The organism is Labedella populi (assembly GCF_004078655.1).
Taxonomy (GTDB): Bacteria; Actinomycetota; Actinomycetes; order Actinomycetales; family Microbacteriaceae; genus Labedella; species Labedella populi.
The window spans coordinates 205,709-229,370 of record NZ_RZNC01000005.1; the positions used below are offsets into that span (position 1 = coordinate 205,709).

Consider the following 23,662-nt stretch of genomic DNA (forward strand, 5'->3'; position numbering starts at 1 on the left):
GCAGCGGAGGCCTGGCCGTCATCGTGCCCCGCGGGTGTACGGCGCACCGAGCGCTGGCGGAACGACCGAACTCCGTGCGAAGACGATCAGCATGACGATGACGATGATGAACGGCAACATCTTGATGATGTCGGCGGGCACGGTGAAGCCGATGACCTGGAGGGCCGGTCCCATCGCCACGGCGAGACCGTAGACGAGCGAGGTCAGCATCACGATCAGGATGCGTCCGCGGGAGAGCATCGTGATGACGATCGCGATGAAGCCGAGCCCGTTGGTGAGGTGGGGGCTGAACGTCGCGGTCGTGAGGAGCGCAAGGTAGGCGCCGCCGAGGCCGACGAGCACGCCGCTCAGGATCACGGCCGTCGAACGTGTCCGCATGACGCTGCCGCCGGCCGCGTCGAGGGAGGACGGCTTCTGCCCAGCGGATCGGGTCGAGAGCCCCCAGCTCGTCCGTGCGAGGGCGAAGGCGAGCACGAGGATCAGCACGATCATGAGCCAGAAGATGCCCGACTGCCGGAAGAGCGCCGGCCCGATCACGGGGATCTCAGAGAGGCCGGGGATCGGCATGCGCGGCTGTGCGCCGAGGCTCGCCGGGGAACTCGTGTAATTCTGCAGGTAGAGGACGCTCGTGATGCCCTCGCCGATGAGCGTGATCGCAAGGCCGATGACGATCTGGTTGAGCCCCAGCCACACGTTGAGCACGAGCATCGCCGCGTTCGCGACGACGCCGCCGATGGCCCCGGCGAGCATCCCGATCCAGAAGCTCCCCGTCATGAGGGTGACGACGAAGCCCGTGTAGGCGCCGATGAGCATCACGCCCTCGATACCGAGGTTCAGGATGCCGGCCTGCTCGCCGATCGTCTCGCCGACGGCCGCGAGCATGAGCGGCATCGCTTGCGCGATCACCGTCGCGATGAAGACGGTGATGAAGGTCGCTGACAGCATCTCGCTCATGCCGAAGTCCTCTCGGAAGTGCGCGTGAACGGTTGGAGTACGGTGCGTCGGAGCCCGGCGGGAACGTAGCTCTGCCCGAGGGCGCGGCGGTTGCCGATGTACTCGGTGATCGTCATGAAGAGCAGGATCAGACCGACGATGACGAACAGGAAGTCGACGTTGAGGCCGGCCTGCTGGGCGGCGAGCGTGCCGCCGGTCGCGAGCACGGCGTAGAAGGCGACGAACGGGATCGCCGCGACGGGCCGGAACCGCGCGAGGAACACGAGTGGCATGACCGCGTCACCGTACCGCGGGTCCCAGTCGGCGCGCTGGTACGTGAACTGACCGAGGATGTCGACGGACCCCGCGAATGCGATGAGGCCGCTCGAGATCGCGAACAGCAGGACGACCATCCAGGTCGAGTTGAGCCCGACGTGGCGCGCCGCCTTGGGACTCGCACCGAAGATGTCGATCCGCAAGCCGAACGACGTCCGGCTGAGCACGATCTGCGCCACGATCGCGAGCGCGATGGCGATGAGGAACCCGATGTGGATCTCGGTGCCCGGGATGTACGGGAGGAGCTGGTCCTCCGGGATCACCGTCGTCTGCGGCGTCGTGACACCCGGGTCCTTGAACACACCCTTGATGAGCAGGTTGACGACCCCGATGGCGATGAACGACATCACGAGGGACGTGATGATCTCGTTCGTACCGTACCGCGCCTTCAGGATCGCGGGGATGAGGGACCACACCGCACCCGCGAGCACCGCGACGACGAACACGATGATCGTGGCGAGGAACGCCGGCATCACCGCGTAGAGGATCGGCCCGAGGCCCGAGGCGACGACGGCGCCGAGGAGGTACTGGCCGTTGTAGCCCAGGTTCCAGAGCTGGCCGCGGAAGGCGACGATGATGCCGATCGCGACGATGAGCAGCGGCGACATGAGCGCGAGGCTGCGCTGCCAGTTGCTGCCCGTGATGCCGTACCGCCACACCCCGGCGAAGAAGTCGAGCGGGCTCGCTCCCATCGCGAGCATGATGAGCCCCGAGACGATGAGGGCCAGCAGCACGGGGACGACGGATCTCACGAAGCCCTGGACGAGGGCTGAACTGGTCTCGGTCTTCATCAGTCGGTGCCTTCGATCGCGCCTGTCATGTACTGGCCCACCTTTTCGGCGGTACCCGGGCCGTCGTTGACGACGCTGCCCACGAGGCGTCCGCGGGAGATGACCTGGATCCGATGCGACAGCTCGATGAGCTCGTCGAGGTCGGTGGAGAGGAGGAGGACGGAGCCGCCCTGCGCGGCGAAGTCCGTGAGGATCTCGCGCACGAGGTGCACGGTCTTGAGGTCGAGCCCGTACGTCGGCTTGTTGACGACGACGAGTCGGGCGCCGTTCGTCAGTTCGCGTGCGAGCAGGATCTTCTGGATGTTGCCGCCCGAGAGCGTCCCGGCGCGGGTCGCGGGCGACGGCGTGCGGATCCCGTACTCGTCGATGAGGCGTTTCGCCTCCGCGTCGACGGCCTTCGGCTGGATGCGGCCGGAGCGCCAGAACGGCTGCTCGCCGATGCGCTTGATGACGAGGTTGACCGCGACGGACATCGAACCGACGGTGCCCTCGTGCAACCGGTCGTCGGTCACGTAGCGGATGCCGAGGCGCTGCCGCCCCCGGACACCGGATCGTGTGATGTCGTCGCCGTCGAAGACGAGCGTGCCCGTCGAGGCCGGCCGCTGTCCCGCGACGAGTTCCGAGAGCGCGTTCTGGCCGTGGCCGTCGATTCCCGCGATCCCGAGGATCTCGCCCTCCCTCAGCGTGAGCGACACGTCCTCGACATCGACGTCGCGCCCCGCACCGCGGCTCGAGGCGCCGCGGAGTTCGAGCCGCACCGGGCGGCTCGCGAAGTCGATCGCCGCGGTCTCCCTGCTCGCTTCGGTCGCGCCCGCGAGTTCGGTGGCCTCGTCGCCGACGGCGACGATGTCCTCCCCGAACATCGCGGCGAGGATCGCGTCCTGCGCCTGCTGCTCCGAGTAGGTCGCGAGCTCCTCCGTGGAGATGTGGCCGACGTTGCGACCGGCGCGGAGGATGGTCACGCAGTCTCCCATCGCATACGCCTCGCGCAGCTTGTGGGTGATGAGGACGACGGCGAGGCCCTCGGCCTTGACGCGGGCGATGCTCTCGGCGAGGTGTTCGATCGCCTGAGGCGTGAGCATCGACGTCGGTTCGTCGAGCACGAGCAGCCGGCTGCCCTTCCACATCGCCTTCGCGATCTCGACCTGCTGCTGCTGGCCGAGCCCGAGGTCGGAGGCGAGCGCGTGGGGGTCGATCTCGACGCCGAGCAGTCCGGCGAGTTCCTCGAGCCGCCGGGTCGCGCGCTTCTCGTCCAGGAGGACCCCGCCGTCGCCGAGCATGAGATTCTCGAGGACGGTGAACGCCGGCACGAGGGTCGAGTGCTGGTGGACGACACCGATGCCGTTGTCCACGGCGACCTTCGGCGACGAGATGTCGACGACGGTCCCGCCGATCGACACGGTCCCGGAGTCGGGCTGCTGCATGCCCGCGAGGATACTGATGAGCGTCGACTTGCCGGCGCCGTTCTCCCCGAGCAGGCAGTGGACCTGACCGGGGACGATGTCGAGGGAGACGTCGTCGTTCGCGACGACGCCGGGGAACGCCTTCGTGATGCCTCGCAGGGAGATGACGTCGCTCGTGGCCGTTGTCGTCACGATTGCTCCTTGAGTGTGCGGGAGGAGGGGACTTGCGACAGGAGGAGGTCGGTGCCGGAGAGGGCGGTCTCCGGCACCGACCGCCGTGCTACTCGCCCTTGGCCGCGATGATGCCCGCGACCTCGTCGGCCGAGGTCGCGATCGTGGGCGTGATCGAGCCGTCGGCGATGGCCGTCGAGGCCTCCTCGACCGCCGTCATGATCTCGGGCGTCAGGGCGTCCGTCTCCTGCAGGTACATGCCGCCGTTCTCGACGTCCACGGGGTAGGTGCTCTCGCCGAACGTCCCCGCCTCGATGTCCTTGATCGCCTGCACGTAGGCGGGCTCGTAGTTCCACCGGACGGAGGTGAGCAGCTTGCTCGTGTCGTTGAGGCCGGGCGTGACGTCGCCGATGTCGGCGATGTACATGACGCCCTCCGATGCCTCGATCGCTTGGAGGTATCCGAGCGTCGCACCGTCACCCATGCCGAAGACGACGTCGGCGCCGGACGCGATGATCTGCTCCGTCGCGGTCTTGCCACCGGCGGCGTCGGCGTAGGCGGCCGGTCCGACGGAGGTGTAGAGGACCTGGATGGTCGGGTCGACGCTGTAGACACCCTCGGCGAAGCCCGACGACATCGCGAACCAGTTCGCGTTGTCGGCGGAGACGACGATGCCGACCGTCTTGGAGGTCGTCGCCATGGCCGCGGCGACTCCCGCGAGATACCCGCCCTCCTGGCCTTCGGGCTTGACGGCCGCGATGAGGTCGGGGACGTTCTCCTCCTCGCCCGCGTCCTGGATGAGGATCGGGACGTTCTTCGCAGCGGCCGCGGCGGCCGCTCCGACGTTGTAGCCGGAAGCGTGGGCGACGATGAACTGCGCTCCGCCGTCGGCGACCTGGTTGAGCACGGTCTCGATGTTGTCGTAGCCCGCGTCGGGGACGATCGTGACGTCGATGCCGAGTTCCTCGGCCGCACCGTTCGCGGCGTCGATGCCGGCCTGGTTGTAGCCGTAGTCCGACTCGTTCTCGGGAGCCACGAGGGCGAACTGGGTGACGTCGGTTCCGGCCGAGTCGTCGGTTCCGCCCGTGTCGCCACTACCGCCGCGCCCGGAGGAGCACGCGGTGAGGGCGACGGCGAGCGCGCCGGAGACCGTGAGGATGAGAACGCGTGACGCCCTACTGCGGCGGGCTCCGCTGGTGTATCCGTTCATTGCCGAGATCTTCCTCTCAGGGTGATGGACCCCCGGGGCCTCGAGGAGTGCTGGTCTCAAGTTCCTCTTACATTGTGCAGGGGTAGCGCTACGATATGAGAATAAATTGCGGTTGCCAAGCACGAAATTCACTTGTTACCTGTCGGAAACACTGCCGGTCGACGCCGTCTGCGGGAGGTTGTACCCATGAGTCGCTCCATCCACGCCATGCTCGCCGTCCTGCTCGCCTCGACCCTCGCGGCCTGCAGCTCGGCCCCTCCGCTCTCCGAGGAGGACGAGGAAGCGCTCGCTACGCTGGCCGCCGTCGCCGGCCCGACGTCGAACGTCGACCCGGAGGCGATCACCCGTACCGAGTGCTGGCTTCCCTCCGATCATCCCATCGAGGACGAGAGCGTGAGCGACACGTCGTGGCGCGTGCTCTGCCGCGCGCATTACGTGGACGACAGCGGTGACCGCTACCAGGACGCGACGTGCGTCGGCGACTTCGCGGCGGAACCCATGCTCGAGCACTGCTACCGCTGGGCCTACTACACGGGCATGCCGATGTTCGAGGACTTCCCTGCCGTCGCGGCCGACTGAGGCTCGGTGTTTCCGGTCCGTAAACTCGCGGCCGATTCCTTGACAGTTGAGAATCGCTTCTCATAACGTGATCATCACTTAACGCGGAGTGATAATTTCCAGGAAGCGAGTACCGCCATGACGGACCCGAAGGTATACCTCCTCGACGGAGGGACTCTCGTGATCGACGAGTCGGACGTGCATTGGCACATCAACGCCGGCAACCCGGTCCGCTTCCCCGTCTACAGCGTGCTCATCGAGCACCCGGACGCGCTCATCCTCTACGACACGGGCTTCGACCTCGACCACGTCAACAAGGTGCTCCCCTTCGAACTCCCGCTGCAGACGCCCGAGCAGACGATCCCCGCGCAGCTCGCCGCGTGCGGCTTCACGCCGGACGACGTCGACATCGTCGTCAACTCGCACTTCCACTTCGACCACGTGGGCGGCAACAAGCACCTCACGAAGGCGACGACCCTCGTACACACCGAGGAGCTGCGTCACGCGAAGGTGCCCGAGCCGTTCGAGCGGCTCGGCTACTCCGACATGTCCTTCGATCACGCGGACGTCCAGTACCGCCCCATCTCGGGCGACTACGAGATCGTCCCCGGGGTCTGGCTCTTCGAGACGCCCGGTCACACGATCGGTCACTACTCCCTGCTCGTCGAGCTCGAGAACGAGAAGAACATGCTGTTCTGCGGCGACGCCGCCTACACACGGACGACGCTCGAGAAGGAGTGGATCGCGGGCTTCCACCTCGACCCCGCCAAGTCGGTCCAGGCGATCCGCCGTCTCAACTACCTCGCACGCACGAAGGACGCCGACATCTACCCGTCGCACGAGCTCGCCTCGTTCGAGGGCTGGAAGCTCGCCCCCGAGTACTACGGCGGTTCCTAGGCCGATCAGCTTCCCTCCCCGTCTCCCGCACGACTCTCCCATCAGCAGTGCACCACCCGAATCAGAGGAACCCGACATGCCCGAGTCCACGAAACGCGTCGCCCTCATCACCGGAGCGGCCCAGGGCATCGGCGCCGCCATCGCCGACGAGCTCGCCGCCGACGGCATGACCGTCGTCGTAGCCGACGTCAACGCAGAGGGCGCCGCCGCCGTCGCCGAGCGCAACTCCGGCGTCGCGAAGATCCTCGACGTGAGCGACCCCGAGCGCGTCGCCGCCGTCGTCGCCGAAGTCGTCGAGGAGTTCGGCCGCATCGACGTGCTCGTCAACAACGCCGCCCTTGTGCCGTTGACACCCTGGGCGGAGATCTCCTTCGAGGAGTGGCGCAAGGTCATGTCGGTGAACCTCGACGGCATCTACCTCATGACACACGCCGTCACCGCGGTCATGGGTGAGGCGGGCTACGGTCGCATCGTGAACATCGCCTCGAACACCTTCGTCGCCGGCACCCCCGACTGCGCCCACTACGTCGCGACGAAGGGCGCCTCGATCGGCCTCGTCCGCGGGCTCGCGGGCGAGCTCGGCCCGCTCGGCATCACGATCAACGCGGTCGCTCCCGGCATCATCGCAAGTGAGGGCGTGCTCTCCGGCCCGCACGAGTCGGGCTTCGACTACGTCGTGCCGATGCAGGCCTTCGACCGCCGCGGGCTCCCGCAGGATGTGGCGCCCGCCGTCGCGTTCCTCGCCTCGGAGAAGGCTGGGTGGATCACGGGCCAGACGCTCGTGGTCGACGCCGGCCACACACGCAACTGAGCGCCGCCATGGGTTCCGACGTCCTCATCATCGGGGCGGGCTCGGCGGGGAGCGTCATCGCGAATCGCTTGAGCGCCGATCCGTCCCGCCGCGTGACCGTGCTCGAGGCCGGTGAGCGTGTGACCGATCCCGAGATGCGACGGCCGGAGCTGTGGCCGTTCATCCACGGTCGCTCGTACGACTGGTCGTACCGCACAACCCCGCAACCGGGGCTCGCCGGCCGATCGCTCGATTGGGCGCGCGGCCGGGGGCCCGGTGGGTCGAGCCTCGTGCACGCGATGGCGCACATGCGCGGCTGCCGCGCCGACTTCGACCGGTGGGTCGAGGCGACGGGCGACGACCGCTGGTCGTGGGACGCGCTCCTTCCCGCCTTCATCCGTTCCGAGACGTTCTCCGGCGGCGCGAGCGACGTGCACGGCGACGCCGGTCCGCTCCCCGTCCTGCTGCCGGGCCCGGACCTGTCGAGCCCGCTCGTGCTCGACTACCTCGCGGCGTGGGAGGCGCTCGGCGTCGCGCGGATCCCCGACCACAGTCAAGGCGAGATGCTCGGCGCCACCCCGAACTCGCTCACGATCCGCGACGGACAGCGCGTCACGGTGTCGGACGTCTACCTCGACCCCGTGCTCGGCCGGCCGAACCTGACCCTGCTCACGGGCGTGACCGTCCACCGTCTCCTGTTCTCGGACGCGCGGGTCTCCGGTGTCGCCGTCACGCGCGACGGCCAGGACGAAATCCTCGAGGCCGACGAGGTCATCCTCACCGGCGGCTCCATCGGCGACCCCCTCCTCCTGATGCGCTCGGGCGTCGGCGATCCCGTTGTTCTCTCGGCGGCCGGCGTTGACACGCTCATCGAGTCGCGGCAGGTCGGCAAGAACCTGCACGACCACCTGCTCGGCGCCGGCAACCTCTACTCCTCGCGCATTCCCGTGCCTGCGAGCCGTCTGCAGCTGTCCGAGTCGATGACGTACCTGTCGAAGGACGGCTGGGAGCGGACGACCGGCGAGGCCGACATCGTGGTGGGCTGCGTCGTCGGCCCGAGCGCGTCCGAGTCGTTCACGGCCGAGGCCGCGCACGTCCTGCCGGGCGCCGGCTACACGCTCCTCTTCGGAGTCACCAACCCGACGAGCCGCGGATCGCTCCGCATCTCGGGTTCGGACATCGGCGATGAGCCCGTGATCGACCCGAACTACCTCGACACCGCCCACGACCGCGAGATGTTCCGGCTGGCGCTGGAGCACGCCCGCATGGTCGGCCGATCGGACGAACTCGCCCACTGGCGGGACGCCGAGGTGCTGCCCGGCCCATCCGTGTCCACACCCGACGAGGCGGATGCCTTCATCGCGCGCGCCGCGATCACGCACCACCACCCCGTCGGCACGCTCGCGATAGGCTCCGCCGACGACGCCCCCGTCACGCCGGACCTGCGCTTCCGCGGCCTCGACAACCTCCACGTCGTCGACGCGTCCGTGATCCCGTCGATCACGGCCGGCCCGGTCCACGCCGCGGTCATCGCGATCGCCGAGTCCTTCGCGGCGCGCTTCGGCGGCTGACCCGCGTCCGGTGAAAACACGAGGTCGGACACATGCAGCGGCCGGTCTCAAGTCTTTTGAGCTCGTTGCAGGATCTGATGCCCGCGGCTGCCCACCTGCGATGACCGCGGGCGGGCAGCCGTTGGTTGCGGAATCAGTGCGCTGAGTAACCACCGTCGACGAGGTGATAGCTGCCGGAGATGAAGGACGCGGCATCGCTCAAGAGAAACAGCGTGAGCGCAGCGACCTCCTTGTCGGTACCAAGACGGCGGGAGGCGTGTTCGCCTTCGAGCGCGGTGAGCGCCTCGGGCGAGAGACTCGAGCGCACCAGCGGAGTGTCGATGAAGCCGGGTCCGACGGCGTTGGTACGGACGCCCTGCGACGTGTACTCGAGCGCGGCCACCTTCGTCAGACCGATGAGCGCGTGCTTGCTCGTCACGTAGGCGGCGTTCTGCGCGATGCCGACGGAGCCGAGGACAGAGGCCATGTTCACGATGGCACCGCCGCCCGCGGCGACGATCGCCGGAAGCTGGAACTTGAGACCGTAGAAGACACCGTCGAGGTCGACAGCCCGCACTCGGTCCCAGGCGGCGATGTCGTAATCACCGATGGTCTGCGGCGCTGCGCCGATACCGGCGTTGTTCACGGCGAGGTGGAGACCACCGAACGTCGCCTGCGCGAAGGCGACGGCTGCCTCCGAGTCCTGCCACTTCGCGGTGTTCTGGGCGAACGCGGCAGCTCTTCCTCCGGCCGCGACGATCTCGTCGACGACCGTCTGCGCGGCCTCGATCTTGATGTCGGTGATGACGACGGAGGCTCCTTCCTCGGCGAGTTCGCGGGAGATCTCCGCCCCGATGCCGCTTCCTCCTCCGGTGACGATCGCTACCTTGTTGTCGAATCTGGCCACGATGGCCCTTCTTTCTTCTTGAGAATTCCGATGCGACTGTCGCATCGGACGCTTTTCATGCCGTGTGCGGACGTGACAGAGCGAACTCCGACAGTGTCATCGCCCGCCGGCCGCGATCCGCATGAGGTCGCTACCGAGATCGACGGCGTAGGCGTCCTGTCCTGCGGCGACGCCACCCCAGCCGTGCTGATAGTTCTTCCACCCCTCGGTGCTGATCTTTGCGGCGATCCCGCTTCCAACGAGCGCCGACAGCTCGAGGGCCGCGCGATCGATACGCTTCCCCAGAGCGGGGTCACCCCAGTCCTCCGGCGCGGCGAACACGGACGTAGGTGTCGGCAGCGACCTCATGAAGGCGAAGAGCGGACGGAGTTGGTCGTCGATGACGAGGGCGTGGCGTGCACTGCCGGCTGTCGCCGCCAGCACCACCGGCGTCGCGATCAGGAGGTCGTTGTCCAGGACATCCACGAACGACTTGAACAATCCGCTCATACCGCCCTTGTACACGGGCGTCGTCGCGATCACGCCGTCGGCACCGGCCAACGACAGGATCGCCTCGGCGAGAGCACCCTCCGGAGTGCCGGAGACGATGGCGTGACCGACCTCGCCCGCGAGGGGCCCGAGGTCGATCGTCTGGACGATGGCGTGAATGCCATCCGCGTTCAGCCGATCGATCGTCTTTCCAGCGATGCGATCCGCGAGCATCCGGGACGAGGAGGGGTCGCTCGTGCCTGCGTTCACGATGACGAGGCGTCGCGTCTCCGAGTCGAGTTCGGTCATGTCAGTTCTTCCTCACGTTTCACGGGTGCCTGTGATGACGGTGTCCTCGAGTTGCCTTCCGACGCGACGATCCTCCGACCGAGTTCGCGTATGAGCCGGAGGTCTTCGGTATCGAGAGCTCGCTGCATTGCCTCTGCGACCGAGCGGGCGTGCCGCCGTCCGACGGTGCGCTGCAGTTCCGCCCCCTCACGTGTCAGACGGAGAGATGACGCGCGACGGTCGCGCGCATCGGTGCACCGTTCGATGAGGCCGCGGCCGACGAGCCTTTGGACGAGTCGCGACACTCCACCCTGGGACATCAAAATGCCGCGATTGACCTCGACCATACTGAGACCGTCCGGCGCCTTCGAGAGGGTGTAGAGCACGTCGTATTCGTTCTGCGTCACCTCGATCCAGATGTCATCGTCAGCGAATCGGCGCATCAAGAGAACCTGAGCGCGAAAGAGCGCCTCCCAGGCCTCGTTGGCGAGACGGGTATCGGGGGTCACTGGAACACCGGATGACGGGCAGGCTGGGACGGATCACTGTCCTGGTACGGCGAGGTGCCGGTGACGTTGTCGCCACGGTTGGCGTTCGGGCGCGGCTGGCGGGGTTCGCCGTCTCCGTACTTCGCCCTCACCAGTGACCCATGGGTCGGCGCTTCGGCGGCGCCAGGCGAGCGGCGTGCGGCCATCTCCGTGCGGAGCACGGGCACGACCTCTTCGCCCAGGAGGTCGAGCTGTTCGAGGACCGTCTTGGTCGGCAGCCCGGAGTGGTCCATGATCCAGAGCTGGCGCTGGTAGTCGCCGAAGATCTCCTGCTGTTCGAGTGTCTTGTCGATCACCTGCTGAGGGCTGCCTACCGCGAGGGGACTTCTCTCGGCCCATTGCTCGAGAGTGAGACTGTGATCGTAGACGGGCGCCTTCGCGAAGTAGGGGCGGAGACCGTCGAATGCATCCTGCGATCTCTTCGCGATGAATGCCTGACCGCCGAGACCGACGATGGCCTGCTCCTGAGTTCCGTGTCCATAGTGCTCGAATCGCTGACGGTAGAACTCGACGAGTGGTTTGAAATGGCCGATGGGGGCGAAGAGGTTGTTCGCGAAGAACCCATTGCCGTAGTACGCGGCCTGCTCGGCGATCTCCGGAGTGCGGATGGAGCCGTGCCATATGAACGGGGGAACGTCGTCCAGTGGGCGGGGCGTCGACGTGAAGCCTTGGAGCGCCGTCCGGAACTGCCCCTCCCAGTCGACGACGTCCTCGCGCCAGAGCCGATGCAGCAGATTGTAGTTCTCCAGCGCCAGATGCAATCCCTGTCTGATGTCCTTCCCGAACCAGGGGTAGACGGGCACCGTATTGCCGCGCCCCAGCGTAAGGTCGAGGCGCCCTTTGGCCAGGTGCTGAGCCATCGCGTACTCCTCGGCGAGGCGCACCGGGTCATTCGTGGTGACCAGAGTCACCGATGTCGACAGGATCAGCCGCTCGGTGAGCGCAGCGATGTGCGACAGGAGCGCCGTGGGGGACGAGGAGAAGAACGGGGGGTTGTGGTGCTCGCCGATCGCGAAGACATCGAGCCCCACCTCCTCCGCCTTCCGCGCGATCAGCACGGTGCCCTCGATACGCTCCGCCTCACTCGGGGTGGAGCCGCTCGTCGGGTCGGCGGTGATGTCGCTGACCGAGAAGATTCCGAACTGCATGACTCAGACCTCGATTGTCGTGCCGTCGGGGTTTGACTGGATCGTCCATGTTCCGCCGGAGCGGAAGGAGCGGGCGGTCGCGAAGGTGTCTTCCATGAACTGCATGTACGTGACCTTCTGGTCCACCACCTTCGCGAGGATGGCGACGGCGGACGTGACCTGCTTGCCGAGCACTGTCGAACGGTAGGTGAACGATCCGAAGGCCGCGACGCTGCCGTCCTGCTCGATCCAGTCGGTGATCTCGAAGGCCTCGTTCGTCCAATACCGGTTGACGTCGGTGAAGGTCTGCAGCAGGGCGCCTGGCTCGTCATGGCTGCCGGCCCACGGCATGATGCGCTGCAGGTCCGGGGTGTCGAAATTGAGGGAGACGTACTTCGCATCGGGTGCGAGGATCGCGTTGACGTTGTCGGCGTCGGTCGGATTGCTCAGAAGCTGTTGAACGATTTCGAGCGGGGTGGCCATGATGATCTCCTTGTTCAGGTCGTAGGCAGTCCGCCTACAGAGGGAGGAACCGAACGTTGCGTCAATACATTCCCAGTCATTCAAAATACATGCGCGGAATTCTCTCGACGTGCCAGGAGGACCGCGCCCAGCACGACCACGGCGTGATCGTTCCGTTCGTACCGAGTCACCGCCTCCGTCACCTGGTGACGGGTCGGCAGTCAGGCTTCGGGCATGATGGCGACCGACTTCACGGTGAGGCCGGTGCGGGAGTCCTCGAACGCCTGGTTGATACCGCTCAACGGGTACTCGCGGACGAGCTTTTCTAACGGGAACGAGCCGTGCCGCCAGAGATCGATGATCTGGGGATGAACACCTGTGGGACCGAGCTTCCCTGCACGATGGTCTTGAAGGTCCACCCCTTGATGAGAGAGTCGCCGATTTCGAACGAGGCCGTTGTGCCGGAGCGAGCAGCACCGACGAGAGCCAGCGTGCCGCGGACGCAGTTCTGGCGAGAGGGAAAGCGGGCGAAGCGCCTGATTACGCTCCGCCCGCCGGGTGGCTCCTAGCGGAGCGTCTTCATCGCGCCAGCCCAGGCCTCGAGCTGATCGAACAGCACGACAGCTGCGCCGTCGTGCTGAGGACCCGGAGCGAAAGTGCTGAAGTTCTCGAAGTCGGTGAACAGTGAGAAGCTCAATTGCTGGCGCACATCGGCGAGCTGCAGTTCGGCAGAGATGCCGCGCAGGTGCTCGATGGCTCGGGCGCCCCCCAGCGAACCGTAGGCCACGAAACCGGCGGCCTTGTTGTTCCATTCGGCGTAGACATAGTCGATCGCGTTCTTCAGCACGCCCGACGTCGAGTGGTTGTACTCAGGGGTGACGAAGATGAAGCCGTCGAATGAAGCGATCTTCTGTGCCCACTGCTTGGTGTGGTCGTTCGTGTACTGGCCCATCGACGGCGGGACAGCCTCATCGAGGTGCGGCAGCGGATAGTCGAGGAGGTCGATGAGCTCGTAGTCGGCCGCGGTGCGCTCGGATGCCTTCGCGAACACCCAGTCCGCTACTCCCTTGCCGTTGCGGCCGGGGCGAGTGCTTCCGAGGATGATCGCGATCTTGAGGTCTGCCATGGACGTGTCCTTTCGTGGAGATATATGCATTTGCAAGTAATGACATTACACAACGTCCTTGCGTACGCAAGCACCTGTAGGATCTCGACATGACGCCGAACGAACGAGGGCGCATCCTGCGCACCGAGGACAGGTTGTGGAGCGGCATCCTCCGTGCAGCGGCCGCAGTGCCCCGGCGGCTCGAGCGGGAACTCGCCGCCACGAGCGGTGTGACGCTCGTCGAGTTCGACGTCCTGCTCGGCCTCGGCGATGATGCCCCCGCTTCGGTGAGAATCGGCGAGATCGCCGCCCGCGGAGGGCTGTCCTTCAGTCGCGCCTCGCGCGCAGTCACGGCGCTCGAGCGCCGTGAACTGGTCGAGCGCGAAGAGTGCGTCGTCGATGGACGCGGAAATCAGGTACGCATCACCCCGGCTGGCCAGGCTTTGTTGGATGAGTCGTCGCGCGCGCACGAACTGCGAGCGATGATCCTCAAGCCGCCAGTCGATCCTGCCGTAGCCGGAGAGATCGCCCGCTACCTCGACGCGGTCGCCGAACGCGCTGACTCCGAAGACGGTCTCGAGAGCAGGAGCGAAAGCCCTCCGGACAGCGGTATCACTCGCGGGCGGCACGATTCGGCACAACTCTTCGACGATCTCGTGCGATCTCAGATCGTTCTGTGGAACAGCGTCGAGTCCCGCACCCGCGCCGAAGCAGGAGTACCCGCGTCGTGGTATGAATCGCTCCGCGTCGTGGCGGCTCGCGGCCGCAGCCGTGGCGCTGATGTCGCACGTGACCTCTCCATCACAGAAGGTGGTGCCAGCAAGTTGCTCTCCCGCCTCGAAGCAGCCGGGCTTCTCGAACGCAGCTCAGACCCCGGTGACGCCCGCGCGTCCCTCTTGTCGGTCACCGCTGCCGGCGAAGCCGTCCTACGAGGGGCGTCGGCCGCCGTGCGCGACGAAGTCGACCAGTTCGCCTCCGACCGGCTCACATCCGCCGAAGTCGCTCAGCTCGGGGTCCTGCTCCGGAAATTGCGTGGAGGGTCGCCCAGCCCGAGAGCCCCCGGATCAGAAACTTTCCACGGATAGCAAACGCGGCCGTCGCGACGACATCTTGCCGCGCGTCTGTCGCGCCCGGAGGCGGCCGAACCCGGTTCTCCTGAGAGCCCCAGTCACCTCGTTTCCTTCTGGCGACCAGGTCATTCCGAGTCTTGATGCTCGACCGCGCCGGCCGCTCAGCGTTCTGATGATGAGATCCGTCACTCGCCGGCATTGGCCGCGACCGACGTGAATCCCCAGCCTCCTGGGCGGAGGCATCGACCGCGAAGCGGTTGGCAACCTCGCGGAATGACCAGGACCATTTCCCCACCCGCGCAGCACGCGCGCTCCGGGCCTCGCACGCCAAGCCGCCGTTGCAATACGACCGCGTCCCGAGTCGACGGCAACGATCAGCCGGGACGCGCCTATCGGTATCGCGATCGAGGGATCTCGCAATCTGCTCTTGCCGGATCTCGACGTTCACAACCTCGTCGCGACGAGGGGGTTCGGCGGGGTCAGTCGCGGCGGAAGGTGCCCACGAAGCGTGCCTGCTCGATGATCGAGTCGGCGTAGGTCGCGAGGAACTCCTCGCGCGACGGGTCGCCCTCGACCGGAGTGCCCAACGCGTAGAGGAAGAAGAAGTAGTGGTGCACGCCGTGACCCACGGGCGGCTGCGGTCCGAAGTACGCAGCCTGGCCGGCGCCGTTCGGGGCGACGCGGACGCCGGGGGCCGAGAGGTCGAGCGTCGTCGCGTCGGGCGCGATGCCGTAGACCACCCAGTGGGTGAAGCCCTGCGCAAGCGGAGCGTCGGGGTCGTTGACGATGAGTGCGAGCTCGACGGTGCCCTCGGGGGCTCCCGAGATCTCGATCGACGGGGTGTCGTTGCCGCCGTCTGCGGTGAAGTTCAGGGGGATGGCACCGAGGTTCTCGATGTCGGGGCTCGAGACGGCGAGGTCGGCGATGAAGAGGGGCATGGTGGTCGTCCTTTCGGTCAGATTCCGAGAACGGAGGTGATCTCGGCGGCGACGAGCGCGGGGCGCTCCTCGGGGATGTAGTGGTCGGTGTCGTCGACGACGACGAAGAGGTCGTCCGGGCGGTCGATCATCGCACGAGCCCATGCGGCCTCGCTGACGATTGCGCTCCCCCGGCCGCGGAGGTGCGTCATCGGCACCCGGACGCTCCGGAACTCCTCGTCGTACGGGGTCCGGAAGCCCTCGATGAGCTGGGTCATCGCCCTCGGTGAGGCGAGCGGCTCGAGTCGGCCGTCCTCGGTGGGGCCGTAGCCCCAGAGGGCGCGGCGCGAGATGGAACCCGGGAGGATCGCGGCGTAACGGTCGCGGAGGTACTGCTCGACCTCGGCGCGATCCGCGAACGATCGGAAGCCGCGGGCGACGCGGACGTCGAGCTCGTCGAGGACCGCCGGCTCGACGTACGGCGTGTAGTCGACGACGACGGCACCGCTCACGCGATCCGGGAGGCGCGCGGCGGCGAGCCAGGCGTTGCGGCCGCCGAGCGAGTGGCCCGCGACGACGGCGCGCTCGATGCCGAGGGCGTCGAGCACAGTCTCCACGTCCGATACGAAGTCCTCACCGCGATACCCGGTGGCGGGCTTGTCGCTCCGGCCGTGCCCGCGCTGGTCGAGTGCGACGACCGTCGCGTTCTCGGCGAGCACATCGCCGACCGGCTCCCACACCGCGTGGTTCGCCGACGTGCCGTGCAGCAGCACCACAGCAGGACCGCTCCCCCGCACCCGGAACGCGACGTCGACCGCCGCGCCCCGGGTGCGGGAGAGACCGTCGCCGATGTCGACGACGGTCACCGCGGAACCCATCGACGTCCCCGATCAGACGTTGGGGATCGAGGCGAGCGTCTTCCGCGCCGCGATGAGACCCGTGATGATCTCCTTGCGCTTCGCGTCGACGTCGCCGTCGCCGTACTCGTACATGCCGCCGTTGGTCTTGAAGCCGAGCTGACCGGCCGCGATCTTGTCCTTGATGAACTGCGGGGTGTCGGTGCTCGCGTCGAGGTCCTTGTTCAGGTAACCGGACACGGCCTGGTAGATGTCGAGTCCGGCCATGTCGAGAAGGCGCGTCGGGCCCACGACGGACAGCTTGTAGCCGATGCCCCACTTGACGCACGCGTCGAGGCCCTCGGGCGTCACGATGCCCTCCTCGAGCAGCGCCATGCACTCGCGGAGAATCGCGTAGAGGACGCGGTTCTCGACGAAGCCCGGGATCTCCTTCTCGAGGACGGGCACGTAGTTGAACGCCTTCACGATCTCGATGAGCTGGTCGACGAGCTCCGACGACGTCTTCTCACCGGGGATGACCTCGATCATGGGGATGAGGTGCGGCGGGTTCGACCAGTGCATGCCGATGAGGCGCGCGGGCACCGTCATCGACTCGGCCATGGTGGTGATGGGGATACCCGAGGTGTTCGTGGCGATGATGACGTCGTCGCCGATGCGCGCCTCGAGGTCCGCGAAGACCTTCTGCTTGAGCTCGAGCTTCTCGGGGACGGCCTCGATGATGAGCTCGGTGTCGGCGAGCGCCGCGTCGAGGTCGGTGCCGAAGCTCACGGAACCGCCGGGCGCCGACGGCGAATCGACCGACTCGAGCACGCCGCGCACGACGTCGTACGCGGCCTCGGCGCGGGCGATCGCATCGGGGGAGATGTCGTACAGGCGCACGGTGGCGCCGGCCCGCGCGAGGGTCGCGGCGATGCCGGGGCCCATCGTGCCCGAACCGATGACGGTGGCGATCGTGGGAAGACTGCTCATCAGGTGCTCTCTTTCACGGGGGTGGGAAGGGGTGGAGTGGTCTGGCGGTGCGGGTCAGATGCCCGGCGGCAGGGCGATGGGCGAGATCCCCAGGCCGAACGCGCTCTCGACGCGCTCGAGCCGCCGGTTGAAGAACGTCCAGAAGTTGTACTGCGCCTTCGCCGGGTAGATCCGGTCGAACTTCTCCTTCGTCTCCTCGGGGTCCGGCTCGATGGGTGCGAAGCCGGAGGCCTTGAGGTCGACCTGGAAGCGCGCGGCCTTCTCGAGGAAGATGCCGGTGAGCGTCACCTCGGCGACGGTGCTGCCGACGAACGCGACGCCGTGGTTGGCGAGGAGGATCGCTTGCGCGGCGCCGAGGGTCTTCGCGGCGGCGACGCCGAGCGGCACCGTCGTGATGATGTGGCTCGTCTCGGTGAATCGTGGGACGCCCTCGTACGCGAACCACACGCCGTGGTTGTTGTACGGCTTGAGCGTCTCCTCGGACGCGCCGAGGATCGTCGAGTAGTGCGCGTGCGAGTGTCCGACGAAGTTCACGTCGGGCCGGGCGCGCATGATCTCGGCGTGCAGCGGCCACTCGAGGTGGCGCAGCCCGGTGCCCTCGAGCACGTCGCCGTCGAAGCTGATGAGGATGAAGTCGTCGGCGTCGACCTCGCTGAGGGCGAGGTTGCCGCGCTTCAGCCACAAGCCACGGCCGAAGGGGTCGCGGAACGACAAGTGCCCCATGGACATGTCGCCGTGGCCCTCGAGCTCGAGGATGCGGTGGGCTCGCGCAACGTCCGCGAGGATCGACGCGATCGACGCGTCCTCGAAGTACTGCGTGTGCGAGTAGGTCATGGGTGCTCCTCGATGTCTCTCGTCCGTGGGTCGGGTCTGGTCGGTCTGCTGGGTTCTGGACGGCGGGTCAGCCGCGCGCGGTCACGTCGGCGACGGTGATCCCGCCCACGCGGGCGTTGACACGACCGCCCGTGGCCACGGCCGCGATGATGACGATCTCGTCGGGGCGGGGCGCGTCGGGGAGGGTGAGCGTGATCGCGTCGTAGTGGGATCGCACATAGACCTCGTCCTTGAAGGCGAGGGGGATGTCGATCGACGCCCCGGTCCCCGCGACCTTCGAGGCCGAGGAGATCCACGCCGTCCCGCCGCCGACGGCGTCGCGGAGCGCGTTGCCGAAGACCGTCGTGACGCACGCGACGATGTGCTCCTGCTCGCCGTTGACGCCGACGAGGCCGCCCTTGCCGTAGCTCTCGACGGGTCTCCCGCCGAGGAGCGCGACGGCGCGCTCGCCGAGCTCGGTGCCGAGACCGGCGCTCGCGTCGGTGAGGGGGGAGAGGTCCTCCACCCAGCGCCCGGCGAACGGGTTCTCGAACACCACGGCGACGGCGGCCTTCACGAGCGGCTGCTCGGGTGACGGTCCGAGCTCGTGCACCGTCTCCTGGACGAAGGAGTGCCAGGCGCGGATCTTGTAGATGGAGTCGATGCTCATGATGCGTGGACCTCGTGTCGGTGGGGGTCGGTGGGGTTGTAGAGGGCCGTCTGGATGCTCTCCCCGACGAACTGGTTGCCCTTCGCCATCTCGCGGGTGTCCGCGTACCACTGCGAGCGGTCCTGGGCGAGGTCGGTGATGGGGCGCTCGAGTCGCTCCCACTCGACGAGGGTCGCCGCCATGTCGCCGTCCGCGGCCGCTTCGGCCGCGACGGCGAGGGTGTACGCGTTCTGCATCGCCGTTCCGGCGCCTTGCGCGAGCGCCGGGCACATGGCGTGGGCCGAGTCGCCGATGAGGGCGACGCGCCCCTCGGTCCAGTGGTCGAGCCGCGTGGTCTGGTAGCCGTAGTAGCGGCCCTGGATGCCGGCGGCGGCCTCGAGCACGGGGGCGAGCTGCGGGAAGACCGACGTCCACAGCTCGAGGTCGATCGGCACACGGGAGCCGTCGGCGTCCGCGGAGGGTGACATGAGCGCGATGTAGAGCTCCTCGTCGTTCGCCGGCGTGTAGAGGACGCGGAGGACGCGCGGGTCGAGGTTCCAGAAGTCGATGACGTTGTCCCACTCCGTGTCGGGTTCGAGCGCCTGCAGCTCGGCCTTCCGGCGAGGGACGAGGAACCGGGTGATGCCGTCGCCCGAACGCTCGCGCTTCATGGGGATGGAGAGCGAGTCGCGCACCGCCGAGCCGACTCCGTCGGCGCCGATCACGAGATCGGCCTCGGCGGTCTCGCCCGTCGAGAAGCTCACGACGCCGTCCGCCGTCGCGCCGACGACCTCGGATCCCGCGAGGATCTCGACGCCCGATTCGCGAGCGGCGGTGAGGAGGGTCGTGTGCAGGTGCGGCCGCGTCATCGTGCGCCAGCGGACACCCTCGAGCGTCTCTTGCGACTGGATGACGTTGTTCATGCGCGTCTCGTAGGCGGGGGGCGTCATCGATCGCGATGCGAGGTCGGGACCGGCGCCGATCGCGTCGAGCACCTGCAGGCTGTTGTTCCAGAGCACGATGCCTGCACCCTCCGCCCGCAGCTCGCGAGCGCGCTCGTGCACGCGAACCTTCCAGCCCCTCTGGGCGAGGGCCGTGGCCGCGGTGAGTCCCGCGAAGCCTCCGCCCGAGATCTCGGCGCGGCGTCGGCTGTCGGTCATGTGACGTTCCCATCTGTTCTGTGCATGGTGCGTGCTGTGTGGGCCGTGTCGCGCACGGCGTGTGGCCGGGTCATCGGAGTCACTACAGCTCCGTCGCCGCGGCGATCCGGATGACGGAGAGGCCGATGACCTGCGCGGTCACGACCGCGTTCTCTTTGCCGGCGGCTCCTGCGAACTCCGCCGTGCCGTCGGGCGTGTGGTACCGCCACCCCTCCGCGCGACCGACGCCGACGATCGCTGCGCGAGCGACCTGTGTGACGTTCCCGAAGTCGGTCGCGAAGGCGAGGGGGTCGGGTTCGGCGATGAAGTCGCGTCCCGCCGCGGCGAAGGCGTCGCCGACGAGCGCGGTCACACCGGCGTCGGGGCGGACCGCGGAGATGGCGGCGCCGCGCGACCAATCGGCCGGGCCGAGCAGGTCGTGGACCTCGGCCGCGAGGGCGTCGAGTTCGGCCTCGGACGAGGCGAAGAGGAGGAAGCTCGCCTCGAAGGTCATGCCCGCGTTCTCCTCGACGTCGCCGTCGACCGAGACGGACTCGATGATGAGGGTGGCCGGGTCGATGGCCGCGGCGATCCGCGACACGTTCTCGAGGGCGGCGAGCGGCGTGGACACGACGTCGCGGCGGAGCGTGCGCCGACCGACGACGCGCGCGGTCTCGCGGCGCATGAGGAGGGATGACGGCCACACGGTGTCGATGAACTCGGGGTGCGGGTAGAGGACGACATCGACGTCGTCCCACACGCCGTGGGCGGCGGTGAGGGCCTTGCCGCTCCCGAGTTCGCGCGTGAGCGGCGAGTGGATCTCGTCGGCGGGGCAACCCACGATGACGACGGAGCCGGCGAGCCGGTCGCCGACGGCAGCGAGGGCGAGAGCGGCGCCGATCACGCCGCCCGATTGCGGGCCGTGGCCGCAGGAGTGCTCGGGGACGACGGCACCCGTCTCGTCGATCGAGGCGGGCGCGTCGTAGACGGCGATGACGCCGACGGAACGGCCCGGAGCGCCGAAGGCGAGTTCGGCCCGGAACGCCGTGCGCATACCCGCGACGCCCTCCGTGACGGCGTAGCCGGCGTCGCGGAGCTGCGCGACCAGGTGTGCCGCGCACTGCGTCTCCTGGTGCGCGAGTTCGGGGTGGGCGGTGACGAAGTCGACGACCGACTCGATCGTCGGGGTCGCGGTGGTCACGGCATCCAGGAACTCGCGGTCGTGCGTGTCGACGGCCATCGCTCACCCCTTCACTCGAGTCCCGGTTTATTACCATGTGGGACTGCATTGTCAGCATATGATGCAATGCGCGCCGTCGTCCAGCATCGGGCGAAATGTAACACGGGGTTAACAGAGGTCGGCCGCTGCAGTGCCGGCACGGCCACACGCGCGTCCTCGCCCGTCGACTCGGGCCCCGTTCCCGAGCGGGGCGTCACCGGGGGGCGATGGACCCCGGCTTCGGATCCTGCAGAGCGCGGATGAGGAACAGGGCGACGGTGTCGGCTTCGGCGACGCTGAGCGGACGCGAGTTCCCCACCCGCCGGAGCCCCGCCTGCATGACGCCGACCATGAGCGCTCGCGTCAGGCCGGGGTCTGTGACCGGCGCGAATTCACCGGAGGCGACGCCCGCGGCGACGACACCGAGGATGCGGTCGCCGATGCGGTCGCGCAGGGGGATGACGACGACCGTGATGCGCTCCTGCTGCAGGGCCTGTTCGATCGACTGCATCGCGAGGAATGCGCTCGTACTCCGCGCGTGTTCCGTGAGGAGCGTGACGACGATGTCGCGGAGGCGCCGCGACGGAGGAATCGCGTCGTCCTCGGCCCGATCGGCGATCGCCGCGTCGACCTCTCCGCTGCCTCGCTTTGCCGCGTCGATCAGCAGAGTGAGGGTGTCCGGCGCGTAGTTGTAGATCGCCGTCCGACTGATCCCCGCCCGCTCGGCGACATCGCGCATCGAGATGGATTCATAGGGCCGCTCGAGGATGAGGTGCTCGATCGCGTCGAGAAGCAGATCCCGCGAGCGCTGGTTGTGTTGGGCAATCGTCCGTGAGGACGACCGAGAAGGGCGGGACGTCAGCCGGGTCGTCCCAAGGCACTCAGCCGAGTTCGGCGACAGCCTCGCGGACCAGGAAGGCGATGCGGTCCAGAGTCGCCTGCGACGACCGCATCCTGGGGGGGTGAGCCAGCGCCCGCAGCAGCGGAACATCCGCATCGGCGGCGTCTGCGGGGCGGCGAGCATGCCGGCACTCACGAGGAACCGGGCACCCGCGCCGATTGCCGCAGCGACGTCGGCCACCGCCGTGAGCACGGTCACCCCGGCCGACCGAGGATCCGGCCGGCCGGGGCATCGTCTCGAGGGCGTCGGCGGCGGGGGTCCGACGACGGCGGGCCTGCTAGAGCGCTCCGTCCTCGCCGTCCCGTTCGGCGGGCTCACCGGCTTCGCGGCGACGACGCGCGACCAGCAGCACGCCGCCGAGGATGATCGCGATGAGACCGGCGGCGATGGCACCGAAGCCGATCGTGCCGCCCGTGATCGCGAGCGGAGGAGGCACCTGGATCGGGTTCGTCGTACACAGCGCACTCCCGTCGGCGCACATCCCCGTCGGGCTCTGGTTGCTCAGCCCCAGGTAGTTCCCGAGGACGTGATTGCCCTGACGGTCGTAGGCCATGACCGTGACCGAGTAGGTCACCGTCGCCGTCTCGCCGGCCTCGAGCCGTCCACCGATCGAGAGGACGTCGCCCGAGAATTCGAGCTCGAGCGCGTCGACCGACGCCCGCGCCGAGCGGGTGAGCGTCGCATCGTCGAGCACATCGCCCATTCGGTCCAGGTAGTCGACCGTTGCGGCACCCGCCCCGGTGTTGTGGAACGTGAGCGTGTACGTCAGCACGTCACCCTGCTCCACCGCCGTCGTCGACGCCGGGTCCACGGACTTCGTCGCCGCGATCTCGCCGACCGGATGCACCGTGCAATCGGCGTCCTCACCCTCCGGGGGCTCGCATGTGGCCGGCGGTTCCCCGCCCGCGCGGACGAGGACGTTGCCCAGCACGTGGTCGCTCTGCTGGGCGAACGGACGGATGACGACCGAGTACGACACGGTCGCCGAGGCGCCCGGGTCGAGCGAGCCCGTCACGACGAGACGATCGTCCACGAGTTTGGTCGCCATGTCGCCGTCGCCGTCCACGGTTGGCTCGCCCACGAGGTCGGCATCGTCGAGAACCCCCGTCAGCACGTCGTCCCGGGCGAACACCCCCGCCGCCGCACCGTCGTTACGGAACGACAACGTGTAGGTGACGGTCTGACCCGCCGCCACCGACGAGCCCGACACCGGATCCGCCGACTTCGAGTCCACGATCTCGGGCACCGGGTTGACCGTGCAGTCGACGTCTCCGTCCAGGCACTGGGTCGGCGGAGCCGCATCGCCGCGCACGAGGTAGTTCCCGAGCACGTCGTCGCCGCGCTGCCCGTCCGGCGCCACCGTCACGGTGTAGGAGACGGTGACCGTCTGCGCGGGCGCGAGCGTGCCGGACACCACGACGCGCTCGTCGGTGACCGCGCTCGCCGTGACTGAAGCATGGGAGGAGACCGGCTGCGCGGTCACCTCGGCGTCGTCGAGCACGTTCGCGAGGTGGTCGGTGAAGTCGACGGCGCCGACGGCGTTGCCGCTGTTGGTGAAGGTGAGCGTGTAGGTGAGCTCATCGC

General features: G+C 67.9%; 25 protein-coding genes. 5 read left to right on the forward strand and 20 right to left on the reverse strand.

Translation table 11 applies throughout. From position 1 onward, the window contains the following. Positions 1-18: 18 nt before the first annotated feature. The 4 genes from ELQ92_RS13860 to ELQ92_RS13875 all read right to left on the reverse strand — a co-directional run bounded on the left by ELQ92_RS13860 (position 19) and on the right by ELQ92_RS13875 (position 4,844). Complete coding sequence (locus tag ELQ92_RS13860) at positions 19-954, reverse strand: ABC transporter permease (protein WP_128499905.1); 936 nt, start codon at positions 952-954, stop codon at positions 19-21. Further along, on the reverse strand, positions 951-2,060 hold the full coding sequence (locus ELQ92_RS13865; RefSeq protein ID WP_128499906.1) for a putative B6 ABC transporter permease subunit 2: 1,110 nt from the start codon (positions 2,058-2,060) through the stop codon (positions 951-953). Before ELQ92_RS13865 ends, ELQ92_RS13860 begins: the two co-directional genes overlap by 4 nt. Continuing rightward, positions 2,060-3,655, reverse strand: coding sequence for a putative B6 ABC transporter ATP-binding protein (locus tag ELQ92_RS13870; protein ID WP_208004392.1), 1,596 nt, complete (start codon positions 3,653-3,655; stop codon positions 2,060-2,062). Before ELQ92_RS13870 ends, ELQ92_RS13865 begins: the two co-directional genes overlap by 1 nt. 88 nt (positions 3,656-3,743) lie before the next feature. Continuing rightward, the gene (locus ELQ92_RS13875) at positions 3,744-4,844 is read right to left on the reverse strand and encodes a putative B6 ABC transporter substrate-binding protein (RefSeq protein WP_128499908.1); all 1,101 of its coding nucleotides are present in this window, start codon (positions 4,842-4,844) and stop codon (positions 3,744-3,746) included. A 186-nt stretch (positions 4,845-5,030) separates the two neighbouring features. Here ELQ92_RS13875 and ELQ92_RS13880 point away from each other — a divergent pair, with 186 nt between their 5' ends. The 4 genes from ELQ92_RS13880 (at position 5,031) to ELQ92_RS13895 (ending at position 8,660) form a co-directional block, all read left to right on the forward strand. Beyond that, positions 5,031-5,423, forward strand: a complete 393-nt coding sequence (locus ELQ92_RS13880; protein ID WP_128499909.1) for a hypothetical protein — start codon at positions 5,031-5,033, stop codon at positions 5,421-5,423. 117 nt (positions 5,424-5,540) lie between these two features. Continuing rightward, positions 5,541-6,299 carry a 4-pyridoxolactonase gene (pldA, locus tag ELQ92_RS13885; protein WP_128499910.1) on the forward strand — a complete coding sequence of 253 codons (759 nt, stop codon included), beginning with the start codon at positions 5,541-5,543 and terminating at the stop codon, positions 6,297-6,299. A 76-nt stretch (positions 6,300-6,375) separates the two neighbouring features. Beyond that, entirely contained in the window at positions 6,376-7,110 is a 735-nt protein-coding gene (pldH, locus tag ELQ92_RS13890; protein ID WP_128499911.1) for a pyridoxal 4-dehydrogenase, SDR-type, read from the forward strand. A gap of 8 nt (positions 7,111-7,118) precedes the next feature. Further along, the gene (locus ELQ92_RS13895) at positions 7,119-8,660 is read left to right on the forward strand and encodes a GMC family oxidoreductase (protein WP_128499950.1); all 1,542 of its coding nucleotides are present in this window, start codon (positions 7,119-7,121) and stop codon (positions 8,658-8,660) included. A gap of 133 nt (positions 8,661-8,793) precedes the next feature. Here the strand turns inward: ELQ92_RS13895 and ELQ92_RS13900 are convergent, their stop codons facing one another. The 7 genes from ELQ92_RS13900 to ELQ92_RS13930 all read right to left on the reverse strand — a co-directional run bounded on the left by ELQ92_RS13900 (position 8,794) and on the right by ELQ92_RS13930 (position 13,565). After that, on the reverse strand, positions 8,794-9,546 hold the full coding sequence (locus ELQ92_RS13900; RefSeq protein WP_128499912.1) for an SDR family NAD(P)-dependent oxidoreductase: 753 nt from the start codon (positions 9,544-9,546) through the stop codon (positions 8,794-8,796). Positions 9,547-9,642: 96 nt separating this feature from the next. Next, positions 9,643-10,323 (reverse strand): CE1759 family FMN reductase, encoded by a 681-nt coding sequence (locus tag ELQ92_RS13905; protein ID WP_128499913.1) that lies wholly within the window; start codon positions 10,321-10,323, stop codon positions 9,643-9,645. Continuing rightward, positions 10,320-10,745 carry a MarR family winged helix-turn-helix transcriptional regulator gene (locus ELQ92_RS13910; protein ID WP_128499951.1) on the reverse strand — a complete coding sequence of 142 codons (426 nt, stop codon included), beginning with the start codon at positions 10,743-10,745 and terminating at the stop codon, positions 10,320-10,322. The genes ELQ92_RS13905 and ELQ92_RS13910 overlap by 4 nt, the downstream gene beginning before the upstream one ends. Positions 10,746-10,807: 62 nt before the next feature. Continuing rightward, positions 10,808-11,998, reverse strand: coding sequence for a CE1758 family FMN-dependent luciferase-like monooxygenase (locus ELQ92_RS13915; protein ID WP_128499914.1), 1,191 nt, complete (start codon positions 11,996-11,998; stop codon positions 10,808-10,810). A 3-nt stretch (positions 11,999-12,001) separates the two neighbouring features. Further along, entirely contained in the window at positions 12,002-12,460 is a 459-nt protein-coding gene (locus ELQ92_RS13920; RefSeq protein WP_128499915.1) for a nuclear transport factor 2 family protein, read from the reverse strand. A 200-nt stretch (positions 12,461-12,660) separates the two neighbouring features. Continuing rightward, entirely contained in the window at positions 12,661-12,858 is a 198-nt protein-coding gene (locus ELQ92_RS13925; protein ID WP_128499916.1) for a hypothetical protein, read from the reverse strand. A 146-nt stretch (positions 12,859-13,004) separates the two neighbouring features. Beyond that, positions 13,005-13,565, reverse strand: a complete 561-nt coding sequence (locus tag ELQ92_RS13930) for an NADPH-dependent FMN reductase (RefSeq protein WP_128499917.1) — start codon at positions 13,563-13,565, stop codon at positions 13,005-13,007. 89 nt (positions 13,566-13,654) lie between these two features. Between ELQ92_RS13930 and ELQ92_RS13935 the strand changes: the two genes are divergently transcribed. Next, a complete protein-coding gene (locus tag ELQ92_RS13935) occupies positions 13,655-14,629 on the forward strand; it encodes a MarR family winged helix-turn-helix transcriptional regulator (RefSeq protein ID WP_128499918.1) in 975 nt (324 codons plus the stop codon). A gap of 464 nt (positions 14,630-15,093) precedes the next feature. Here the strand turns inward: ELQ92_RS13935 and ELQ92_RS13940 are convergent, their stop codons facing one another. The 9 genes from ELQ92_RS13940 to ELQ92_RS13980 form a co-directional block, all read right to left on the reverse strand. After that, positions 15,094-15,552 (reverse strand): YbhB/YbcL family Raf kinase inhibitor-like protein, encoded by a 459-nt coding sequence (locus ELQ92_RS13940; protein WP_128499919.1) that lies wholly within the window; start codon positions 15,550-15,552, stop codon positions 15,094-15,096. 17 nt (positions 15,553-15,569) lie between these two features. Next, positions 15,570-16,397: an alpha/beta fold hydrolase gene (locus tag ELQ92_RS13945; protein WP_166426800.1), complete on the reverse strand. Its 828-nt coding sequence runs from the start codon at positions 16,395-16,397 to the stop codon at positions 15,570-15,572. Positions 16,398-16,421: 24 nt separating this feature from the next. Continuing rightward, a complete protein-coding gene (locus ELQ92_RS13950) occupies positions 16,422-17,357 on the reverse strand; it encodes a 3-hydroxyacyl-CoA dehydrogenase NAD-binding domain-containing protein (RefSeq protein WP_128499921.1) in 936 nt (311 codons plus the stop codon). A 54-nt stretch (positions 17,358-17,411) separates the two neighbouring features. Further along, positions 17,412-18,191 carry a class II aldolase/adducin family protein gene (locus ELQ92_RS13955; RefSeq protein WP_128499922.1) on the reverse strand — a complete coding sequence of 260 codons (780 nt, stop codon included), beginning with the start codon at positions 18,189-18,191 and terminating at the stop codon, positions 17,412-17,414. Positions 18,192-18,258: 67 nt separating this feature from the next. Beyond that, on the reverse strand, positions 18,259-18,840 hold the full coding sequence (locus ELQ92_RS13960) for an amino acid synthesis family protein (RefSeq protein WP_128499923.1): 582 nt from the start codon (positions 18,838-18,840) through the stop codon (positions 18,259-18,261). Beyond that, positions 18,837-19,979 (reverse strand): FAD-dependent oxidoreductase, encoded by a 1,143-nt coding sequence (locus ELQ92_RS13965; RefSeq protein ID WP_208004394.1) that lies wholly within the window; start codon positions 19,977-19,979, stop codon positions 18,837-18,839. Before ELQ92_RS13965 ends, ELQ92_RS13960 begins: the two co-directional genes overlap by 4 nt. Before the next feature lie 82 nt (positions 19,980-20,061). Further along, positions 20,062-21,198 (reverse strand): M20/M25/M40 family metallo-hydrolase, encoded by a 1,137-nt coding sequence (locus ELQ92_RS13970; protein WP_128499924.1) that lies wholly within the window; start codon positions 21,196-21,198, stop codon positions 20,062-20,064. A gap of 193 nt (positions 21,199-21,391) precedes the next feature. Beyond that, positions 21,392-22,201 carry a TetR/AcrR family transcriptional regulator gene (locus ELQ92_RS16645; RefSeq protein WP_341811537.1) on the reverse strand — a complete coding sequence of 270 codons (810 nt, stop codon included), beginning with the start codon at positions 22,199-22,201 and terminating at the stop codon, positions 21,392-21,394. A gap of 154 nt (positions 22,202-22,355) precedes the next feature. After that, positions 22,356-23,662: DUF7927 domain-containing protein (locus tag ELQ92_RS13980; RefSeq protein ID WP_133425031.1), on the reverse strand; the 1,307-nt coding region annotated here is incomplete at its 5' end.

Bases quoted from the DNA above. Each gene is read 5' to 3' on its own strand.
- ELQ92_RS13970 (WP_128499924.1), bottom strand. From the start codon at position 21,198: ATGGCCGTCGACACGCACGACCGCGAGTTCCTGGATGCCGTGACCACC.
- ELQ92_RS13860 (WP_128499905.1), bottom strand. From the start codon at position 954: ATGAGCGAGATGCTGTCAGCGACCTTCATCACCGTCTTCATCGCGACG.
- ELQ92_RS13875 (WP_128499908.1), bottom strand. From the start codon at position 4,844: ATGAACGGATACACCAGCGGAGCCCGCCGCAGTAGGGCGTCACGCGTT.
- ELQ92_RS13920 (WP_128499915.1), bottom strand. From the start codon at position 12,460: ATGGCCACCCCGCTCGAAATCGTTCAACAGCTTCTGAGCAATCCGACC.
- ELQ92_RS13950 (WP_128499921.1), bottom strand. From the start codon at position 17,357: ATGAGCAGTCTTCCCACGATCGCCACCGTCATCGGTTCGGGCACGATG.
- ELQ92_RS13940 (WP_128499919.1), bottom strand. From the start codon at position 15,552: ATGCCCCTCTTCATCGCCGACCTCGCCGTCTCGAGCCCCGACATCGAG.
- ELQ92_RS13865 (WP_128499906.1), bottom strand. From the start codon at position 2,060: ATGAAGACCGAGACCAGTTCAGCCCTCGTCCAGGGCTTCGTGAGATCC.
- ELQ92_RS13910 (WP_128499951.1), bottom strand. From the start codon at position 10,745: ATGCGCCGATTCGCTGACGATGACATCTGGATCGAGGTGACGCAGAAC.
- pldH (WP_128499911.1), top strand. From the start codon at position 6,376: ATGCCCGAGTCCACGAAACGCGTCGCCCTCATCACCGGAGCGGCCCAG.
- ELQ92_RS13915 (WP_128499914.1), bottom strand. From the start codon at position 11,998: ATGCAGTTCGGAATCTTCTCGGTCAGCGACATCACCGCCGACCCGACG.
- ELQ92_RS13955 (WP_128499922.1), bottom strand. From the start codon at position 18,191: ATGACCTACTCGCACACGCAGTACTTCGAGGACGCGTCGATCGCGTCG.
- ELQ92_RS13935 (WP_128499918.1), top strand. From the start codon at position 13,655: ATGACGCCGAACGAACGAGGGCGCATCCTGCGCACCGAGGACAGGTTG.
- ELQ92_RS13880 (WP_128499909.1), top strand. From the start codon at position 5,031: ATGAGTCGCTCCATCCACGCCATGCTCGCCGTCCTGCTCGCCTCGACC.
- ELQ92_RS13930 (WP_128499917.1), bottom strand. From the start codon at position 13,565: ATGGCAGACCTCAAGATCGCGATCATCCTCGGAAGCACTCGCCCCGGC.
- ELQ92_RS13965 (WP_208004394.1), bottom strand. From the start codon at position 19,979: ATGACCGACAGCCGACGCCGCGCCGAGATCTCGGGCGGAGGCTTCGCG.
- pldA (WP_128499910.1), top strand. From the start codon at position 5,541: ATGACGGACCCGAAGGTATACCTCCTCGACGGAGGGACTCTCGTGATC.
- ELQ92_RS13895 (WP_128499950.1), top strand. From the start codon at position 7,119: ATGGGTTCCGACGTCCTCATCATCGGGGCGGGCTCGGCGGGGAGCGTC.
- ELQ92_RS13960 (WP_128499923.1), bottom strand. From the start codon at position 18,840: ATGAGCATCGACTCCATCTACAAGATCCGCGCCTGGCACTCCTTCGTC.
- ELQ92_RS16645 (WP_341811537.1), bottom strand. From the start codon at position 22,201: ATGCTCGCCGCCCCGCAGACGCCGCCGATGCGGATGTTCCGCTGCTGC.
- ELQ92_RS13905 (WP_128499913.1), bottom strand. From the start codon at position 10,323: ATGACCGAACTCGACTCGGAGACGCGACGCCTCGTCATCGTGAACGCA.